The following is a 20,648-nucleotide window of genomic DNA, read 5'->3' as shown; positions in this document are numbered from 1 at the left end:
GTTCCTATATATACAATTGGCTTAACGCCAAATTCATAATGTTTATTACAAGGGAAAGTGGTTTTCATCTAAGCAACAATATTGAAAGCGGCAGCCACTAATTTTTTGGTGTATTCCTGTTGGGGATTAGTCAATACTTGCTCTGTAGGCCCCCGCTCCACAACACAACCGTCTTGCATTACCACAACGTTGTGACAAAGTGCCTGCACAACCTTTAAATCATGACTGATAAAGAGGTAACTCAAATCATGCTTACGGCGTAAATCTCTCAATAGATCAATTATTTGAGCTTGTATCGACAAATCAAGTGCTGAGGTTGGCTCATCGAGTAGAATAAACTCTGGTCGCAGCACTAAAGCTCTCGCTATCGCTAATCGTTGCCGCTGCCCTCCAGAGAATTCATGCGCAAAACGCTCCATTGAGTCATGTGGCATTTGTACATCATCTAAGGCATTTTTGATCAGCTGCTCGCGTTCAGCACTGCTCCTACCAATCTTATTTATGATTAATCCCTCTTCAATAATTTGGCGAATTATCATACGTGGATTTAGAGAAGAAAAAGGGTCTTGAAAGACAACTTGAACACGCGGACGAAGCGGTCGCATTTGTTCTCGATTAAAGCCATCAATACGTTGTCCTTGAAAAGAAATTTCTCCACCTTGTGTTTCGCAAAGTTTAATAAGCGACATTCCAAACGTGGTTTTTCCGGAACCTGATTCCCCCACAATACCCAACGTTTCTCCAGCGTGGATAGTGGCACTGACATCATTAGAGGCAATTATCTGATGGTTTTTACGACTAAAAAATCCACCATGCTTCATTTGATATACCACCCTAACATCCTGCGCTACCATCACCTCTGGCGCATTTATTGCGATTGGATCAGGCCGCCCTTTAGGCTCTGAGCTAATTAAATGTTGGGTATAAGGGTGTTGTGGATCGCGAAAAACCTGCTCGGTTACTCCTGATTCAACCACTTCACCAGCGCGCATCACCACCATATTGTCAGAGATTTTTTTTACCACGGTAAGATCGTGAGTAATGAGAATAACCCCCATATTATGGCGTACCTGCAGCTCCTTGAGTAAAGTAAGGATCTCAGCCTGCACCGTCACATCCAATGCCGTGGTTGGTTCATCTGCAATTAACAGATCAGGGCTATTGGCGAGTGCCATTGCGATCATTACTCGCTGCCGTTGCCCTCCTGACATTTCGTGCGGGTATTGCGAATAGCGTATTTCTGGATTGGGCAACTGGACTTCGGTCAATAATTTTATGACTTCTTGTTTCAGCGCTTTTTTATCTGTTTTTCGATGAGAACTGATAATCTCCGCCACTTGGTCACCAATACGAAAAATTGGATTAAGGCTTGTTAGAGGCTCCTGGAAAATCATCGCAATACGATTACCTCGCAAATGCTGCATCTGCAGATCACTATAGTGCGCTAAATTTTCTCCTTCAAAATAAATATTGGTACCAGCCCCCACAATAGCATTGGGTGCTAACATCCCCATTATGGCGCGAGCAGTCACAGACTTTCCGGAACCGGACTCTCCGACTACGGCGAGTGTTTCCCCTCGTTCCAGAGAGTAACTGACATTTTTCACCGCGTGGCGTATGCCTGTCACCGTGCTAAATGCAACTTCTACATTTTCAATTTTAAGTAATTTATTAGTCATTTGAGTAAGGATCCATTGCGTCGCGCATACCATCACCAAATGCATTAAATGCTAATACTGAGATGACTATAAAACCAACAGGAGCAAGCAACCAAGGTGCTGCTGAAAAAGATTGGAAATCACGTATTTGGTTTAACAACGTTCCCCACGAAACCATTGGTGCTTGTACACCGACGCCTAGAAAAGATAAAAAGCTTTCCAATAAGATGATTTCAGGTAACGTGTAAGTGGCCCAAACAATAATATGCGAGGACATATTGGGAATAATGTGTCGCCCAATAATTCGGTTATCACTCGCGCCTACTGCTACCGCTGCACGTACGTACTCTACTGACCGTATCGCCATCACTTTACCGCGTAACTCACGCGCTAAATCAGACCAACGAAGTAACACTAAAATAGCCGCAAACATAACAAATACTGTCATTGGCTCTGCCCGCCTCGGTAATATCGCCACTAATGCTAAGTACAAAGGCAGATCGGGGAAAGACTTAATAAATTCTACGACGCGCTGTACGACAAGATCGTAGCGTCCGCCAAAATACCCCGATGAAACACCTACCAATGTACCTATCACACAAGCACAGAGCATGACAGACATCGCCATCAGCAAGGTGATTCGTGTACCGTGCACCATTCGTGAAAACAGATCTCGGCCTAAATTATCAGTACCAAGTAAATGGACAGGCTCCCCTTGAGCGCCGCCAAACAAGTGTGTTTCAAACTCCATGCCTAAAAAAGTCCAAGTATCCCCTTTACTAAAAAGCTCTATAATCACTTTTTTATCTTGTGCAGGGGTGAACGTTATTTCGTATGTCTCTTCATCAAATGTTTCGACAAAAGCATAGACAAAGGGGCGGCTAAACCCAGATTGCACATCATAGATTCGCACCATTTGCGGGGGAGAATACAGCGCAATTCTATCTTTAGTTTGTGCTGAATAAGGGGATATAAACCCTGAAAAAACGGCCATTATTACAATGAAAGCACAGCTAAATAAGCCAAACATTGCGTAACGATTGCGTTTAAAACGTGCTCTAATTAATTGCCAATATGAAAGAGATTCAACTTGTTTAGTCTGTAAATCCATCGACATTGACTGTTCGGTGCTAAGGATAATAGTCATTTATTTGGACCCCATTGTGGCACGACGAACGCGAGGGTCCAGTAAAGCAAGTATGATATCGGCAACCAAATTACCGACAACCAATAGTGCAGCAACCATCAAAAATATGGCGGCAACAACATACATATCTCGCTCAGCGACAGAACTTAAAATGAGTGGACCTAATGTCGGTATACCTAACACAATGGCTATTTCCAGCTCACCCTTGATCATATAATCAAAACGTGAGCCCATATTCATAATTATCGCTGGCATGGCATTGGGGACGGCATGTTTAAACAGGATTCTACTTTTTGAAAGTCCTTTTGCACGGGCGGTCTCGATATACTGCGTATTCATTACATCTAAAAGATTAGCGCGCATCATCCGAGTGGTATAGGCCTGACCCGCCCAAATTGAGATAAATAGTACTGGCCAAACATGAAGGAAAAAATCCCACATTTTCGCAAACGAAAACTCTTCTTGTAATATATATTCTGGCGAATTAAGTGAACCTATATAAGGTGAATGCCACACAAAAGCGAGGAAATAAAGTACCACCAGTGACATGACAAACTTAGGAATAACAATACCTAAAAAAGCAATGATGGTAGCGAGTGTGTCTCCAAATTTATATTGATTAACAGCAGCATATATACCCAATAAGACACCTATACATTGGCCAATTACTAGTGCGGTTAACGCCAAACCTAATGTGCGAGGCAGACGTAAACCAATAATTTCTGAAACGGGGCGACTTTGTACAAAGGAATAACCAAAATCACCGCTCAATACTATGCCTTGTATCCAACGTAAGTATTGCACGGCTATCGATTGATCTAGCCCTAGTTCAATTCGCAATGCGTCGGCTTGTGGTCTTAGCTCTTCAAAAGATTGCCCAGTCATCGCCATCGTTTGTGATAACCAAGCATCGATGTAATCTCCTGGTACCGCAGTAATAATGGCAAATGATACAATTGAAATACCAATCAGTAATGGAATCGTGATGATGATTCTCTTACCTATAAAAAGTAGAAAATTCATTTAATTGCCTGTTTAGTTCTTGATTAACCGACATCGCTGATCACAGGGTGATCAACGATGCTACAGTGAACACATTGATAGAACGATAAATCCTAAAATCAATACCGTGAATTATTTATACTCGGCGACGGTTCCCTGATATAGCTCCTTCATCTGATCTTTCTTAGGGATCCACAAGCGCTCACGAATCACCGAATCTTCTGCCCATTCAAACATGAATACCGGTGTTCCTGGGTGTGCATTCTTGACACGCTTATTCACAAGTAATGCAGCAGGACTTTGTACTGTTCCTATACTGTAAGCATTCTCTGTTAACTCACGTTGGATTTCTTTGATCGCCGCATTTTTCAAAGCAGAGTCATTAGTAGAAGTCAGTAGCTTATATGCTTTACTAATGCGCTTTTCAAATGGTTGTCTAGTATCACTGCCTTCACTTTGTTGATTGAAATAAGGGCAACCATCACTGACAGGTAAGTTAGTGCAACTCTCGCGAGTCGGTAAGGTGAAGTTCACTCTGTGCATGATGGCATTGAAATCGCCACCCGTCTTCACTTTATCAAAACTAGAGCCATCGACACCGCGTGGTAACACTCGTACACCCACTTCAGCAAGCTGTGAAGTAATAGCATCTAATTGCTTACGCACATCGTTACGGTCACTTTCAAATGAAACGTCGATCGTTAAGTTTTCGCCAGTACTCGGCATATTACGGATGTTATCACCGTCAGTATCCTGTAGATCTAAGCTATCCAGCATAGCCATGGCTTTTTTCTGATCAAATGGCTGGTATGAAGTACTTGCTTTATCATAGTAAGGCGAACCAGTCGCGAAGCCGCCTGTATAAGGATAGGTAAAAGGACCACGAGCCATCGACTGACCGATAGTGTCTCGGTCTATTGCGTGACTGATAGCAAGACGAAAATCAGTTTGACGGAACAGCGAACGTAGCTCTTTATCTGCGGCATCTTTCGCTCCCTTATCAGAGAAATTCAAATCGACACGCCAAGAGAGAACGCGAGGACCAAAGTTAACGGCTACTTTACTCTCTTGAGATTTTGATTGACGTAACGCTTCAACAAAATTTCCTGGGTTTTCCATGTTAGAAAAGTCGCCAGTACCAGCTATCGCTTGGGTAGTTCTATCATCCCACGTTGAAAGCTTAAAATGCATTTCATTGATGTAAGGTAATTGCTGGCCTTTTTCATCCACTTTCCAATAGAAAGGATTACGACGCATAACCACTAATTCATCAGGCTTATGCAACACAGGAACCCAAGCACCTAATACAGGCACATTTAATGAATCTGTTGGCAAGGCACTGGTATAGCCCGAATACGTCGCCTCTGGATTATATTTTGGGTGCTTATCTTTTAAAATATGACTCGGTCCTGGACAGCCTTGAATATACGAGAGGCTTTCTACAATGGTTTCACTTTGAGGCTCAGAGAAAACAAATTTGAAACGGTAATCGTCAATGATCTCCATCGTGACTCCCGGTGCTAATCCCCCAGCGGAAAGTCGTGAAGAGACCTTTTGATCTTCAACGTTATCTTCCCACCAAAAACGCACATCTTCAGTATCAAAAGCATCACCATCTGACCACTTAATGCCTTCAACCAAGTTCATGGTGAGCTCTTTATGATCTTTACTCCACTGCCAGCTTTTCGCTAAATTAGGTAATGGACCAGTTTGATCCTCCGCCTTCACTTGCCAGCGTGGCCCCTGACGCACTAAACACTCTTGTATCGCCATGTTAATACCACCCCAACCCTGATGCTGACCAGCTAACCAGTTCCAACCTTGTGGACGACCTCCTATTACATGCCTAAAGACACCACCGTATTCACCAACACCATCAGACATTGCACCCGTTTTAAAAACCAACGGCTCTTTCGGTAAGCGTTGCTCCAATGCGGGCAGCTCTCCGCTGGCTACTAGCATGTCAAGAAAAGGCGCTTGAGAATATTGTGGGAGGGCTTTATAACTGTAAATATCAGTGCTGCTTATCAATGAGTATTGTAAGCGAGATAAACTACGCTCTTCTGGCATACTGTCTGCAATAACGGAAGTCGCCAGTAATGTGGTAGTACCATAAATCGCAAAACGAATTGCAATATTCATCTTTCTTTCCATGAGCATCGTATTCTCCATTTTTGTTATTACCTTCGCTATAAGAATGCTACTCTGCATAGCAACAATCTTCGCGTTATTAGGGAATATATTCCGGAAAATCAATATTTTATTGCATTTGTTAATTTATTTAACAATAATGGCTTTTCCTACGACATTACATGGATATCGTAAGTACAAGTCCATAAGCTGACAGAGAATTCATTATGTCTAAACACGGTTAAGCTTTAGGTTAACGGTTCAAACAACGATCTAGGTGTGGTATGCAACATCCTGAAAAAAATAAGAAACATGATTTTTCTGAGTACGTTGATTTCACCAGCATGCCACAAAGCCATCAAATCGTTTTAGAGCACCATCACCCTGAAGCATTTATAGACCCTTACCACCACCACGCCTCTATCGAACTGAATTATCTGCATAATTGCTCTATGACTTATTCATTTTCAGGCTCAGAGGTGACTTTATCTGATGGTCATTTCACGGTTTTTTGGGCTGCACGACCCCATCGTGTGATACATGTAGATGGACCAGGTACTATCACTAACGCTTATGTTTCTCTCTCTCAATTTCTACAATGGCGACTGCCTTCTAGCTTTACCAATGCCATTCTATCCGGCGCAGTACTGACGACAACTCAAGGTTCTGAAATGGATAGATCTTTAACACAAAAATGGGCAAAAGAGATCCAGAATAACTCTCCTCGGTGGGATGAAGTGCATGCCTTAGAAATGGAGAGTAGACTGAAACGCCTTGCTCTGGAAGGTTGGAATGTACTGTTACAACAATCTAATTCGGTTCCTGAAAACATCACAGGGGGTAAGGCAATTTTTCACTTCGAAACAATGCTTAAATTTGTCAGCGAAAACTTTGTATCTAATATTTCAGTACAGGATGTAGCAGATCAAACTGGCGTTTCTCAAAATTACGCGATTACATTATTCAAGAAGATTTTAGGCCGAACAATCAAAGAGCATTTGATTGAAATGCGTTTAATACATGCAAAAATGCGATTGGGAGAGACAAATGATAAAATATTGACTATTGCTATGGACAGTGGTTTTGGCTCTCTTTCTAGTTTTTACGAAGCTTTTCAAAAGCGTAACGGTATTTCACCAGCACGTTTTAGAAAAAATACAATTAAAGACTGAATTAAATCTGCATTTCAAGACCACATTTACTATCAAATAGTAACCAGAAGACTTGGCGCAATCTCGCTCAATTACACTCCCTTACAAAAACAGTTATTGATAACTAAAATAGCAGGCAATAAAAAACCTCGACATTTATGTCGAGGTTTCAAATCGATGGTGCCCCGGGCCGGACTTGAACCGGCACAGCGCGAACGCCGAGGGATTTTAAATCCCTTGTGTCTACCAATTCCACCACCAGGGCACGCAATTCTGGATTGTTATTGCAAAATTCTGGAGGCGCCTCCCGGAGTCGAACCGAGGTCCACGGATTTGCAATCCGCTGCATAGCCACTCTGCCAAGGCGCCTTCTGGATGCATACTTTACGGATTAAGTGAGTATAGTCAAACAAAAGTTTCGATTTTTCATTTACTTGAATGAATTACGCACAAGGCGTTCACTATTCAAACATCTTGTTCGACGAAATCTTATTTACGCCCTGGACGCCATACCTTAATTGATGAAGAGTCTGATTTCTCTTTGTCACTCTCTTTGCTGCGTCGGTTCGTCTCCCCGCCCTTTCTGTTTTTTGGTGCCGCTCTTTCTGAGCGAGTTGGGCGTTGGTTTGGACGAGCATTACGTGATTTTGGTTTTCCCGCAGAAGTGATAGATACTTTGTTGCCTGCCGCATTAACACCACTGCGTGACGCTTCTTCGGTCTTACTTGAGCTTGCGATCAGGGCATTGATTTGCGCCATTTCACTCTCATTCAGATAACGCCACTGACCAGAGGCTAACTTACCCAGTTCAATATTCATAATGCGGACACGCTTAAGTTTGAACACCTCGTAACCTAAATATTCACACATACGGCGAATCTGGCGGTTAAGACCTTGAGTTAATACAATTCTAAAGACATTTCTGGTTTCGCGCGTCACTTTACATGGTAGTGTCACCGTATCAAGAATAGGTACGCCTGCAGACATCTTTTCAATAAAATCATCGGTAATTGGTTTATCAACACGTACCACGTACTCTTTTTCATGAGCATTTCCAGCACGTAAGATTTTATTCACGATATCACCATCATTGGTCATAAAGATCAGACCATCAGACGGCTTATCTAATCGACCAATGGGAAAGATTCGTTTTTCGTGACTGATGTAATCGACAATATTATCTTCAACATGACGTTCAGTGGTACAGGTAATGCCAACGGGTTTGTTAAAGGCCATGTAGATACGTGCTTCTTTGGCTTTAAGAGGCTTACCGTTAATCAACACTTCGTCGCCATCAGCCACTTTGGTTCCCACTTCTGGCACCACGCCATTAATGGTCACTCGGCCTTGTTCGATAAATTTGTCAGCTTCGCGACGTGAACAGAAACCAGTATCACTGATAAATTTGTTTAAGCGGATCAATTTTACTTCAGTCATTATTTTCATTTCTCAACGTATCATTACGCGCAGTTTATCAGAATAGAACATTGATAAAACAAAAACCTCGGCATAATGGCCGAGGTTTTAGGTTTGATTTACTCAACTAAGGAGTGATTGCCCCCTAACGAATACCGTGTAAAAACTCATGTCTGGTTGCTTGGTTACGCTTGAATATACCGCCCAATGCTGTGGTTGTGGTTGAGCTGGTTGCGTCCATAACACCACGCGATTTCACGCAGTAGTGAGTCGCATCCATTGTCACGGCTACATCTTCACTTTCAAGCAGAGTCTGAAGTGCCACCAAAATTTGCTGTGTCATTCGCTCTTGAACCTGAGGACGTTGTGCAAAGAAACGCACGATACGATTAATTTTCGACAAGCCGATGATCTTACCACGAGGCAGGTAGGCGACCGTCGCTTTGCCATCAATGGTCACAAGATGATGCTCGCAGGTACTGGTAAGAGTGATGCCTTTCACACGAACCATCTCGTCACAGCCCATTTTATTGTCAATCACCGTGATCTTAGGAAAGTTGGCATAATCTAAGCCAGAGAAAATCTCATCCACATACATTTTTGCCACACGATGTGGGGTCTCTTCTAAACTGTCATCACTTAAATCTAAAGCGAGTAAATGCAAGATCTCACGCATATGGTGTTCGATCTTCTCTTTTTTCTCTTCCCTGCTCACTCGATCTGGTTTCATTGGTGTTTCTAAACCACGAGCCACGAGTGCATCTCTAACTTGTATGGCGGCTGCGCTTAACCCTGACATTCTCATCCCTCTGTAAACTCATACGGCAACTACTATTACCAATAATGGTTGTTCGTGCCAAGGATACTCCCTCTTTATGCAAATTACACCTCGATTTTAATAAGGATTTAAGCGGGATGTTAGTGGAAATGTGGGTAGATGTGTTAATCTCGACGGCTATTTTTAAACATTTTCAAATATCTATCAGATGTTAAAAGGAATTCTTTATGGGTTGTTGTGATACTCCGGGCCTTATGCCAATCGACGCGGCTTTAGCGAAAATTGTAACGGGGATATCCCCAGTTATCGATGCATTTGATATGCCTCTTGATGAAGCTATTGGTTATGTCATTGCTGAAGATGTTCGCTCACCTATTAATGTTCCCCCTTTTGCTAACTCTGCAATGGATGGTTACGCGTTACGCTGTGAAGATCTATCCCTTGGCCAACCGCTTGTAGTAGCAGGAAAATCCTTTGCTGGTGTTCCCTTTGATGGCGAATGTACATCAGGACAGTGTGTTCGTATTATGACGGGAGCTAAGATCCCTCAAGGGTGTAATGCCGTTATCATGCAAGAGCTAGCAGAAGTCTCTGAACAAGGGGTCACATTCAGCATTTCTGAGGTAGCCGATCAAGATAACATCAGGCCTATCGGTGATGATGTTTTTCAAAATGATGTAGTTCTGACCCAAGGCGCACGGTTAACCCCAAGAGACATTCCACTATTAGCCTCATTAGGTGTTGCAACGGTAAAGGTTCTTAGACGCCCTAAGGTTGCCTTTTTCTCGACCGGTGATGAGCTGCGCCCTTTAGGCAGTACCCTACAAGAGGGGCAGATTTACGACAGCAACCGTTATGGTATAAAAGCGTTAGTGAAAAACTTTGGTTGTGAAGCCTTAGACCTTGGCGTGATCCCTGATGATTATGACACCCTAAAGCAGACCTTCATGAAAGCAAAAAATGAAGCAGACGTGGTGATCACTTCAGGTGGTGTGAGTGTGGGCGAAGCCGATTTTATTAAAGATATTCTTGATGATATTGGTCAAATAGGTTTCTGGAAACTAGCAATTAAACCAGGTAAACCTTTTGCGTATGGCACCATTGATGACGCTATTTTCTGCGGCCTTCCAGGAAACCCAGTTTCCGCTATGCTGACCATGTATGTATTGGTTCAGCCAATGCTTGCAAAACTCTCAGGCCACTCTCAATGGAAGCAGCCAGAGTCAATTCCAGCAGTGGCAACCTCTATGTTCAAAAAAGCGCCAGGACGTACTGACTACCAACGCGGTATCTATCAGATCAACGATCAGGGTCAGTTTGAAGTGGCCACAACAGGAAACCAAGGCTCTGGGGCTTTCCGTTCAATGAGTGTCGCTAACTGTTTCGTGGTTTTAGAGCAAGACAGAGGTCGTGTTCAAGCTGGTGAGACCGTTAATATACAGCTATTTAACTCAACACTGTATTAAATAGACTGAGGTATTTTCACCATGACACAGAATATCATCGAAGAACTTAGTGATGAGGAGATGCTTCGCTACAATCGTCAAATCATTCTAAGACAGTTTGATTTCGACGGCCAAGAAGCACTCAAAAACAGCGCTGTATTGATTCTCGGCGCAGGTGGATTAGGATGTGCTGCCAGTCAATACCTCGTTGCTGCTGGTATCGGTTCACTCACCATTATCGATGATGATGTGGTGGAGTTATCCAACCTGCAAAGACAATTGCTACACAGTGATGAGACCATTGGGATGAAAAAGGTGGAGTCTGCCTCACAGGCACTCGCCAAAATCAACCCTTTTACCTCAATCAGTACTGTCGATGAGAGACTCAACGATGAACAGCTGTTGGCATTAATTCAGCGCCATAATGTGGTGCTGGATGGTAGTGATAATGTAGAGACTCGTAACCAGCTAAATACACTTTGTCACCAGACGAAAACACCGCTCATTTCAGGAGCAGCCATCCGAATGGAGGGGCAGGTATCTGTTTATACCTATCAAGATGACGAACCCTGTTATCAATGTTTAAGTTCCCTATTTGGCCAGCAAGCCTTAACGTGTGTTGAAGCGGGCATTATGGCACCTGTGGTGGGTATTATTGGCGCGGTTCAAGCGATGGAGACCATTAAAGTCATTGCTAACTTTGGACAACCACTCATTGGTAAGCTACTGATGCTAGATGCGATGTCTATGTCATGGCGCGAAATGAAATTACCCCAAAACCCCCACTGCTCTATCTGCAGCTAACCTAATGTAGGAGTCAGGACTGTACTGACTCCTTATCACTCAGTACTGAGATCTTATTTCGACCACCGCGTTTTGATTTATACAGTGCTTTATCGGTAAAACGCAAAATATCCTCCAATGAAAATGATCGTAAACTATCCACTTTCACGCTGGAAATACCCACTGACAGTGAGACAATCTCCGCACATAACGAATCGTAGTTTATGATATGAAGATCAGATAACTCAGCAACGATCTCCTTCATTTTACAAGAAATATCGGTGATCCCCCTCGTTGATGAAACAAAAAACTCATCTCCCCCATAACGAAAAACTGGTGACGTAACGGGGTCAAAATAACGTTTAAGCAGTTCCGCTACTTTCATTAATAACTTATCCCCTTCAACATGACCATACCGATCATTAAACTGTTTAAAGTAATCGATATCAATCATTGCTGTTGTTAGCTGCCCCTGCACTTTACGGCTTAAATGGATATGCTTCAGCAATACTTCATCAAGGTACTGTCGGTTATAGAGAGAGGTTAAGTGGTCGGTAATGGACAGTTTTTGCAGCAATTTCTTTTGACGTTGATTCTCAATAGCGATTGTTAAATACTTCGTTAACTGCAAAAAAAGTTCTTGTTGATTGGTATTGTATTGATACTTCTCTCTGGCTTGAACCGTTAACACTCCAATGACTTTATTACCAAAAGTGATTGGCGCAAACATCTCAGAATGGAACTCATTAGGCGCTTCAAGTTCGTCCAATGACTCTACTTCAAAAAAGTCAGCTTTATCTTGATAGTTACGATCATTGAAGATCAACGGTTTGTTGTTTAGAACACAATATGCCGAATACAAACTCGCATCGCGACAATCTACCATAAAGGAAGGTTGGCGTTCTCCATCAACTAAGAAGTACTCATAATCAATTGATTGCTTTGTTTCATCATAAAAACCAATCGCAAAACAGTCTGCCGCTAAGATGGAGGAGATGTCTTTATGCAACTGAAGAAAACTGTCTGAGATACTGCCCGATGTACTGATGTATTCGCCTATTTTGCTGATCAGCTCTAATTTTTTCTTCATCTCTTTTAACGAGTCGAGTTTTACTCTGTCGACATTTAATTTATGCAGTTGAATTAAATAGTCTGACTGCCTTGCTTCTGATACGGTTTTTGCTTGTTCATAATTGTCTAATACATTGAGATACACGGCTTCTCTTTGAGCGATATCGGGCACGTATTTATTAATAGCAAGCAACAACTGATTATAACGATAAAGCAGTGTATCTGACTTAACCTCAGTGGCGATAGCACCTCCACGTTTTAGCCAGCCTGAAATGTCCACATCAAGGTTATGACGAAGGATAAAAACGCAGTATTCACAAATGTTCTCTGCAAACTGAAATTGATCACCTAGCTTTTCTGCCTCTTCGATCGCTTTTAAAAACGTGGAAGAGGCTTGTTCAATATGCTGACTTTTTTCTAAGAACTTTGAATACATCAACCAGTAGTGATTGTGATAACAGCCGAGTGCATCGAAACCCTCTTTAGCCTTGATAAATAACTGCTTAGCCATAGCCATATTATTCAAGTAGGTATGCATCATCGCCTGATTACAAATGGGCATGCAGGCTAATCCGATATCATCACTTCTATTGATCAAGTCGGCAGACAGCTGATAATACTCCAACGCTTCAGTAAACTTTCCTTGTCGCTCAAACAGTTCACCAATGTTATTTTTCACCATCGCCAAGAGGCGGTAATCATTAAATTTCTCAAAGGATTCCGCTTTTGAAAGGAATTCGCTGGCATTTAAGTAGTCCGAAAGAAGCAAATAGCTATTTCCAAGGCCTAGATAGGCGAGACAGCGGACGTACTCTTTATCATGGTGATCACAGGCGGAGATAGTATCAAAAAAAGCGCCGACAGCATCAAGCAGTTGCCCTGAACGGTATAGGCGATAAGCTTGAAAATAGAGGCCGTACACAGGCTCTAACGTTACTTTACGTTGCTTTGCGAGCTCGTTTAATTTCTGGTAACTCTCTTCTATTTGTCGAGGTGTTTTACCGATCGGTAGCTCACGCATTTGATTAACAATATAAGAATTCCATTCACTACTAGTCATACATTCAACCACTTCCACTTCCTATCTCTATGCTAATACACTGTTATTTAAATGTATGTTGTTGGTTTGAAAAGTGTGGTATGGCACTCAGTAGATTTCATTTTTCTTCGTCACGGAAAGATTCTGGCTGTCACATACTCTTCAATTTACTGCAACACAAGTGTCATAACTCTTTTTTAAAGTGTCTCGGTCTTAGCAATTTAATGAACAAAACGGCAATGATGCCACTTTAAGGATAAATAAATGAAAAAGTCAGTGATTGGCGCAGTAGCGCTTTTAAGTGCAATGGTCATTAACCCTGCGGCAGCAAAAGAGACCATCTCTGTTGTTGGTTCAAATACTGTAACTGTACTCATGGAAGTCTATTCCGAAGTGTATAACAAGAAAAACCCGGATGTATTTATTGAAGTTCAAGGCCCTGGCTCATCAGCGGGTATTAAAGCGGCTAAAAACGGTTCTGCGGACTTGGGCATGGCTTCACGTGGCCTGAAATCTAAAGAGAAAGAGCCAACGTTAAAAGCAGTAACTATTGCAAGAGACGGTATTGCCGTTGCTATTAACAAGAACAACTCGGTAAACAATCTAACCAAAGAGCAGATCAGTTCAATCTATAAAGGTGACATCACAAACTGGAAAGATGTGGGTGGTAAAGACCAACCTATCGTTGTGGTTACACGTGATACAGCATCAGGCACACGTGGCGCTTTTGAAGACATCATGAAATTGAAAAAGAAAATTTCAGGTAAAAAAGTATCGGCTATTTCACAAAAAGCTCAGGTAGCTAACGGTAACGGCGCAATAAAAACCATCGTTGCTAGCAACCCATTTGCTATCGGTTACATCTCTCTAGGAACCGTAGATTCTTCACTGAAAGCAGTGGATGTAAACGGTATCGCTGCAAGCGTAGATAACGTTAAAGCAGGAACATATGAAGTGGCACGTCCATTCCTAATTCTTTACCGTGAAGGTAAACCAACAGCGGCTACTTCAGAGTTTGTTAAGTGGATGACGTCTGCTGAAGCTCAAAATATTGTCACGAAAAAAGGCTACATCTCAGTACTTTAATACCCCTTTTCCCAGCACGTAATTGTGCTGGGATTTTTTACTTCTTGCACCCTTTGGTGTTTACACAACCATCCAAATCAGTATTACTGGATATTGGAGAAAACAATGACCATCGCATCCCAACAACCGAGTACTAGCAGGTATGTCATGCCAAATAGAACCGGGCTACTCAAAAGAAAATCAGGTATCGACTGGAGAGAAAGTTTCTTCCACTTTCTTTTCTTAACCAGTGCAACAATTGGTGTTTTATCCCTCTCCACCATCGCCTACTTTATCATTATTGAAAGTATTCCAGCGTTCCAAGAAGCTGGCGTAAAAGGCATCGTGTTAGGAATCGATTGGCTCCCACCGGCCCTTTACGGTGTCTACACCATGATTGTCGCGTCTATTGTCTCTACAGCAGGTGCCGTTATCATCGGTGTTCCGGTGGGTGTATTAACCGCAGTATTTATTGCGGAAGTCGCCCCCAAATGGCTGGCTAATATTATTCGTCCTGCCGTCGAGCTTCTTGCCGGTATTCCATCGGTCGTATACGGTTTTTTTGGACTTGTCATCATTGTTCCATTAATTCAAACCACCTTTAATGTACCCGCTGGTAACACTCTGCTAGCAGGTATGATTGTGTTAGCCATAATGATACTTCCAACGGTTATCACAGTGTCAGAGACCTCACTTCGCGCCGTACCAAGAAGTTATAAAGAGGGTTCATACGCATTAGGCGCTTCTTCTATTTTCACTATCTTCAAACTGTTAATTCCCGCTGCGCGTTCGGGCATAATGACCGGCGTTATCTTAGGTATTGCAAGGGCACTTGGTGAAACAATGGCCATTATTATGGTCATGGGTAACGCATCTGCCATGCCTGAAGGGATTTTAGACTCAGCCCGAACCTTAACTGCCAACATTGCACTAGAGATGTCTTATGCCAGCGGCGTTCACGCCAGTGCACTTTATGCCACTGGTGTTATCTTAATGGTGTTTATCATGTTATTAAACGGCACCCTTCTTCTACTCAATCGTCAGAAAGGGAGATAAACAGATGACTGTATCTCATTCACCGATCACCCCAACACCATCACTGTTGAGCCGAGCGTACAAAGACACCATTGCTAATGTGTTTATCTGGCTTGCAGCAGGTCTCACCGTCGGCTTTCTCTTCTGGATTGTTTGGTACATCCTGTCGAACGGATTAAAATTTGTTGATTGGACATTTGTCTCTACCATCTACACTCGTACTGGTGACGAACATGGCATTTTGCCGATGATCATTGCCACTATCTACATGGTACTCGCTTCCATTGCGATTGCCGCACCTATTGGTATTATGACCGCAATCTACCTGACTGAATACGCCAAGGTTGGCAGTAAGTTGGTCAAAATAATTCGTTTTTGTACGGAATCATTAGCTGGTGTGCCATCGATCATTTTTGGTCTGTTTGGAATGACGTTCTTTGTCGGTGTCATGGGGTTAGGTTTCTCCATTCTCTCTGGTGCCCTAACACTGAGTATTCTTATCTTACCTGTCATTATCAGGACCACCGAAGAAGCGTTAATGGCCGTGCCGCAAACGTTCCGTGAAGGTTCATATGGACTAGGTGCATCTAAAATTTACACGATTTGGCGGCTCATTTTACCCAGTGCAATGCCTGGTATTATTACTGCGATCATCTTGAGTACTGGTCGCGTAATTGGTGAATCTGCTCCGGTATTTTTAACCGCAGGTATGGTGGCTAGAATTCCAGAGTCTCTTCTTGATTCAGGTAGAACACTTACCGTACACCTCTATAAATTAACCACTGAACTCTATACCCAAGATGAGTGGAACCAGGCCTATGCCACCGCCACCGTGTTAATTGTGTTGGTGCTTGTTATGAACATGCTTACCAAACTGATTGCCAAGAAATTCAATACCTCTAGTTACTAATCATCCAAGACTCACGCTTGTAGTAACGGTATTCATTACCCAAATTTAGGATTCAACATGAACAAATTTAATATTGAAAATCTCGATCTTTTTTACGGCGAAAACCAAGCACTGAAATCAATCTGCTTACCTATCCCTGCTCGACAAGTTACCGCGTTAATCGGTCCATCAGGTTGCGGAAAATCCACACTGTTACGCTGCCTGAATCGCATGAATGATCTCATTGAAGGGGTCACAATTAATGGTTCTCTAACCATGGATGATGAAGATATCTATGGCAATATTGATGTGGCTAACCTGCGTATAAAAGTGGGAATGGTCTTTCAAAAAGCCAACCCTTTTCCAATGAGCATCTATGAAAATGTTGCCTATGGACTTCGTGCCCAAGGGGTAAAAGACAAAGCAGAGCTGGATAGAGTGGTTGAGAAATCACTACGCGGTGCCGCACTGTGGGACGAGGTAAAAGATCGCCTCAAAACACCAGCAATGGGCTTGTCTGGCGGTCAGCAGCAACGCCTTTGTATCGCCAGAACCATTGCGATGCAACCTGATGTTATCTTAATGGATGAACCGACTTCTGCACTTGACCCTATCGCGACCAATAAAATTGAAGAGTTAATGGAGAGCCTAAAAAAAGAGTTTACCATTGTGATTGTGACCCACTCTATGCAACAAGCACGACGGATCTCTGACCGCACGGCTTTCTTTCTAATGGGGGAACTGGTAGAGCATGATCAAACTCATGCTATCTTCTCAAGCCCACAAGACAGCCGTACACGCGGTTATGTCAATGGTGACTTTGGCTAATTTCATAAAATATTGTAAAACTTTATAATAATAATAGCGATGGAACAGCTTGCCTCTACTAGTTAGGGGCTTTTTTTATTACACTTCAAGCTAAACCTTTAAAAAGAATAGTTTGAGAGTGTATATGAACGTAAAAATTTTCACCGCTTCACTGCTGTGTGTTTTAGCCTCCTCTCCAGTAGCTGCTAAAGTAACACTCGTTGTGCCACAAGATGTTGATCTGTTGATTGTTAATGGAGTAAAACCTCAACTGGACAGCTCTCTCTTCTCCAGTGAATCAAAACTCGCACTAAACGACGGTGAGCAACAGATAGCCTTCCGTTATCTACCTGTTTTTAAACAGGGTAAGGACAATATTATCGTGACCAGTGAAGTGATCGTCGCTAAGTTCAATGCTCAAGACGATACACTCGCCTTTCAATTCCCAAAATATCGAGACCCAAAAGCGGCCGAGTCGTTTAATGACACTGTCGATTGGCAACTTATCAATAGTGTAGGGAACGAGATTAATAAAGTGCAGAGCAAGCTAGTGCATAAAGGGGTTCAGATTGGACGAAACTATGAGTTTGAAATCGCACAGTTTAATACTAGCCATGATCCAGCTGCTTTAAAAAGTGCCTCAGTCACCGTAACAACCAGTGAAATGCAGCAGCAGACAGGCGATAACACCGCCGAAAAAATGCTCCACTATTGGTACGAAAAAGCCGATAAAGCCACTCAAATACGCTTCAAAGAGTCTATAACCAACAACTAAATTACAGTTAAATGTCGATAATCCCTTTCCATTGCAAAAATACCTGCTAATTTCAAAGTTGGGTAGTGCTGTAAAGGGATTGTTGTGATTACTCTAAAAAAGACTGCGGGATTTACATTACTTGAACTGGTTCTTACCATTACTATCTTAGGGATCTTAGCCGTTTCAGCCATACCTAAGTTCCTCAGTTTTACTTATGAGGCCACTCTAAGTCAATCTAAAGCTCTTGCAAGTAGTTTATCCCAAGCGGTTTATTTCACCCAAATACAATGGCGTATAAATGGCCATACTAGTGCGGTGATTGATTTGGAAAATTATGCGGGTAATGAGATTGATACCAATGATATCGGCTTTCCTACTGCGACTAATAGACCAAATATCAACGCGATTCCTAATTATATCGGCCCCAATAAACGCGGTTGTAATGATATTTGGAATGCTTTATTACAGGACCCACCAACTGTAAGCGATAAGATCCAAGATAATCCTGACTTCCTCTCTTTCAGACATAATAAGTATGACCATCGATTAAGTGCGTGTAGTTACATAAACCAATCCTACGGTAGCACCAATGACCGTGAAACCTCAGCCATTGTCATTGTTTATGAGTCGCAGGATGGGACAGTAGAGGTCATTGAAAACTAAAAAGCCCTCAATGAAGAGGGCTTTGTTTCTAACTATGTTGTGGTTACAGTGTCGAGTTACACCTTAAACTGTCCAACTAATCTATCTAGTTTTTCACACTGCTCTGAAAGTGCGCCACACGCTGTTTCTGCGCTGCTGACTTGCTCAACAATCTGGCTACTGTTATCAGCAATCTGTTGTACGTTTGAGTTAACATCCCCACTCACTTGACTCTGCTCATTGGCTGCCGTTGCAATGTGAGTGTTCATATCGTTTATGATAGAGATTGAACGGCTTATCTCTTCAATCGACGTTGACGCTGTACCTGCCGTTTCAATGGTTCTAATACCGCTCTCTTTACTTGACTCCATCGCTGATACCGCTTCTTTCGCACCCGCTTGAAGCTTCTCAATCATATTCTGAATTTCACCCGTACTCTCTTGAGTCTTACTCGCTAGAGCACGAACTTCATCTGCAACCACTGCAAAACCACGACCCTGCTCACCAGCACGTGCCGCTTCAATCGCTGCGTTTAATGCTAATAAGTTTGTCTGTTCAGCAATCCCACGGATAACGTCAAGAATAGAAGCGATATTACCAACGTCGGTATCCAAAGTATGAATCACTTGGTTTGCATGAGTGATCTCATTCGCTAGACCTTCAATAGAAGTGACCGTTTGAGATAAGATCTCGCGCGTTGCTTCAGATTCTGTCGACGCATTATGACTGGCAGACGCGGCTTCATTGGCGTTATCACTTACCGTTTCACTGGTCACACGCATTTCATGTACTGCTGCTGCAACCACTTCACTCTCTTGTTGCTGACCTGAAGCGCTATTAAGCGTTGTTTCTGTAATACGTTTAATGCTCTCCATCTCAACACGAACGGCAACAGAGGTATCAATAACTTCACTCACTGTCATGTGAATTTTTGATACAAAATTATTAAATGCATTTGCTAGTGAGCCCACTTCATCACCAGATTCTGCATGAATTCGCTTAGACAGGTCACCTTCACCTGAGGCAATTTCGATCATCGCTTCTTCTAGGCGTTTAATCGGTCCTACAATCCATGAAGAGAGTAACCAAGATAGAACAATAGCAATCAGGATAGCAGCAGCTGTACCGGTTTTAAGTACCGTTGAGGCTGTACTCGCTGTTTCATTACTGATGACTTTCAGCTCGGCTTGTTTATCTTCAACGATAGTACGAATTTTTTTATACTCAGATCGAATGTCTTGGAATTTGCCATCAAGCTGGTCTTTGGTTTTTGCGTAATATTCATTGGCCGTTGCTGGTGAGTTAATCATAGGCTGGTATAGGTTCAACCAGTCTCCGATAGATGATACCAACTTATTCAGGTTTGCTTGACTGCTAGTAGGAATGACATTGGCATCATACAAAGTTTGTACTTTTGCCATACGTGGTCCCGCTTTTACTGCGTTATCTTTAAACTCAAAAGTGTTGTATTCAATGAGTTTTTTATCACCATCGGCTAGCATCAAACCTTGGGTGGCAGCAATTACTTGGTAGAGGTCACGGTAGCCATCTTCCATACTATCAATAACCGGTTGGACAGTACTAGATAGCGTCTGTTCGATTGCTGATTGCTTATTAAACATGATGACATTGAACACCGTCAATGCAGAAAAAAGTGTAACAACCAATATGACAGGGAACGCCATTTTATACTTTAGTGATATATCTGTAACCAGTTTCATAAACAACCTCGTTGATGCAATCCATAATAATTTTATAACTATAACAGCGGTATAACTAACAGCCTCTATATGTATCGACGACTGATAGTATTTCTTTAATTATATATATTAA

17 protein-coding genes and 2 tRNA genes are annotated in these 20,648 nt (G+C 42.4%); 9 read left to right on the top strand and 10 right to left on the bottom strand.

Annotated features, from left to right (window positions below; genetic code table 11):
* Positions 1 to 68: 68 nt before the first annotated feature.
* The 4 genes from L4C32_RS10640 to L4C32_RS10625 form a co-directional block, all read right to left on the bottom strand.
* Positions 69 to 1,679 carry an ABC transporter ATP-binding protein gene (locus L4C32_RS10640; protein WP_428196857.1) on the bottom strand — a complete coding sequence of 537 codons (1,611 nt, stop codon included), beginning with the start codon at positions 1,677 to 1,679 and terminating at the stop codon, positions 69 to 71.
* Positions 1,672 to 2,805 carry an ABC transporter permease gene (locus L4C32_RS10635; RefSeq protein ID WP_428196856.1) on the bottom strand — a complete coding sequence of 378 codons (1,134 nt, stop codon included), beginning with the start codon at positions 2,803 to 2,805 and terminating at the stop codon, positions 1,672 to 1,674. The genes L4C32_RS10640 and L4C32_RS10635 overlap by 8 nt, the downstream gene beginning before the upstream one ends.
* Entirely contained in the window at positions 2,806 to 3,828 is a 1,023-nt protein-coding gene (locus L4C32_RS10630) for an ABC transporter permease (RefSeq protein ID WP_428196855.1), read from the bottom strand.
* A gap of 111 nt (positions 3,829 to 3,939) precedes the next feature.
* Positions 3,940 to 5,949, bottom strand: a complete 2,010-nt coding sequence (locus L4C32_RS10625; protein ID WP_428196854.1) for an ABC transporter substrate-binding protein — start codon at positions 5,947 to 5,949, stop codon at positions 3,940 to 3,942.
* Between the two features lie 272 nt (positions 5,950 to 6,221).
* Between L4C32_RS10625 and L4C32_RS10620 the strand changes: the two genes are divergently transcribed.
* Positions 6,222 to 7,109 carry a helix-turn-helix domain-containing protein gene (locus L4C32_RS10620; RefSeq protein WP_428196853.1) on the top strand — a complete coding sequence of 296 codons (888 nt, stop codon included), beginning with the start codon at positions 6,222 to 6,224 and terminating at the stop codon, positions 7,107 to 7,109.
* Between the two features lie 157 nt (positions 7,110 to 7,266).
* Here the strand turns inward: L4C32_RS10620 and L4C32_RS10615 are convergent.
* The 4 genes from L4C32_RS10615 to folE all read right to left on the bottom strand — a co-directional run bounded on the left by L4C32_RS10615 (position 7,267) and on the right by folE (position 9,303).
* Positions 7,267 to 7,353 (bottom strand) — tRNA-Leu (locus L4C32_RS10615).
* Between the two features lie 30 nt (positions 7,354 to 7,383).
* Positions 7,384 to 7,457, bottom strand: a tRNA-Cys gene (locus L4C32_RS10610).
* Positions 7,458 to 7,577: 120 nt separating this feature from the next.
* The gene (gene rluF, locus L4C32_RS10605; protein WP_428196852.1) at positions 7,578 to 8,525 is read right to left on the bottom strand and encodes a 23S rRNA pseudouridine(2604) synthase RluF; all 948 of its coding nucleotides are present in this window, start codon (positions 8,523 to 8,525) and stop codon (positions 7,578 to 7,580) included.
* Between the two features lie 124 nt (positions 8,526 to 8,649).
* A complete protein-coding gene (folE, locus tag L4C32_RS10600) occupies positions 8,650 to 9,303 on the bottom strand; it encodes a GTP cyclohydrolase I FolE (RefSeq protein WP_428196851.1) in 654 nt (217 codons plus the stop codon).
* A gap of 206 nt (positions 9,304 to 9,509) precedes the next feature.
* Here folE and moeA point away from each other — a divergent pair, with 206 nt between their 5' ends.
* Together moeA and moeB are read left to right on the top strand one after the other, a co-directional pair.
* Positions 9,510 to 10,748 carry a molybdopterin molybdotransferase MoeA gene (gene moeA, locus L4C32_RS10595; protein ID WP_428196850.1) on the top strand — a complete coding sequence of 413 codons (1,239 nt, stop codon included), beginning with the start codon at positions 9,510 to 9,512 and terminating at the stop codon, positions 10,746 to 10,748.
* 36 nt (positions 10,749 to 10,784) lie between these two features.
* Positions 10,785 to 11,531, top strand: coding sequence for a molybdopterin-synthase adenylyltransferase MoeB (gene moeB / locus L4C32_RS10590; protein ID WP_428196883.1), 747 nt, complete (start codon positions 10,785 to 10,787; stop codon positions 11,529 to 11,531).
* A gap of 13 nt (positions 11,532 to 11,544) precedes the next feature.
* Here the strand turns inward: moeB and L4C32_RS10585 are convergent, their stop codons facing one another.
* On the bottom strand, positions 11,545 to 13,641 hold the full coding sequence (locus tag L4C32_RS10585; RefSeq protein ID WP_428196849.1) for a diguanylate cyclase: 2,097 nt from the start codon (positions 13,639 to 13,641) through the stop codon (positions 11,545 to 11,547).
* 243 nt (positions 13,642 to 13,884) lie between these two features.
* On the opposite strand from L4C32_RS10585, the gene L4C32_RS10580 reads away from it, so the two are divergent.
* The 6 genes from L4C32_RS10580 (at position 13,885) to L4C32_RS10555 (ending at position 18,836) form a co-directional block, all read left to right on the top strand.
* Positions 13,885 to 14,706: a phosphate ABC transporter substrate-binding protein gene (locus L4C32_RS10580; RefSeq protein WP_428196848.1), complete on the top strand. Its 822-nt coding sequence runs from the start codon at positions 13,885 to 13,887 to the stop codon at positions 14,704 to 14,706.
* 147 nt (positions 14,707 to 14,853) lie between these two features.
* Positions 14,854 to 15,741: a phosphate ABC transporter permease subunit PstC gene (pstC, locus tag L4C32_RS10575; protein WP_428196882.1), complete on the top strand. Its 888-nt coding sequence runs from the start codon at positions 14,854 to 14,856 to the stop codon at positions 15,739 to 15,741.
* A 4-nt stretch (positions 15,742 to 15,745) separates the two neighbouring features.
* Positions 15,746 to 16,630: a phosphate ABC transporter permease PstA gene (gene pstA / locus L4C32_RS10570; protein WP_428196847.1), complete on the top strand. Its 885-nt coding sequence runs from the start codon at positions 15,746 to 15,748 to the stop codon at positions 16,628 to 16,630.
* Between the two features lie 57 nt (positions 16,631 to 16,687).
* On the top strand, positions 16,688 to 17,437 hold the full coding sequence (pstB, locus tag L4C32_RS10565; protein ID WP_428196846.1) for a phosphate ABC transporter ATP-binding protein PstB: 750 nt from the start codon (positions 16,688 to 16,690) through the stop codon (positions 17,435 to 17,437).
* Positions 17,438 to 17,561: 124 nt separating this feature from the next.
* Positions 17,562 to 18,191 (top strand): DUF2057 family protein, encoded by a 630-nt coding sequence (locus L4C32_RS10560; protein WP_428196845.1) that lies wholly within the window; start codon positions 17,562 to 17,564, stop codon positions 18,189 to 18,191.
* A gap of 84 nt (positions 18,192 to 18,275) precedes the next feature.
* The gene (locus L4C32_RS10555; protein ID WP_428196844.1) at positions 18,276 to 18,836 is read left to right on the top strand and encodes a prepilin-type N-terminal cleavage/methylation domain-containing protein; all 561 of its coding nucleotides are present in this window, start codon (positions 18,276 to 18,278) and stop codon (positions 18,834 to 18,836) included.
* Positions 18,837 to 18,892: 56 nt separating this feature from the next.
* Here the strand turns inward: L4C32_RS10555 and L4C32_RS10550 are convergent, their stop codons facing one another.
* Entirely contained in the window at positions 18,893 to 20,536 is a 1,644-nt protein-coding gene (locus L4C32_RS10550) for a methyl-accepting chemotaxis protein (RefSeq protein WP_428196843.1), read from the bottom strand.
* Between the last annotated feature and the right edge of the window lie 112 nt (positions 20,537 to 20,648).

The organism is Aliivibrio kagoshimensis (assembly GCF_050337105.1).
Taxonomy (GTDB): domain Bacteria; phylum Pseudomonadota; class Gammaproteobacteria; order Enterobacterales; family Vibrionaceae; genus Aliivibrio_A; species Aliivibrio_A kagoshimensis.
This window is presented reverse-complemented; position numbering and strand designations above follow the sequence as displayed.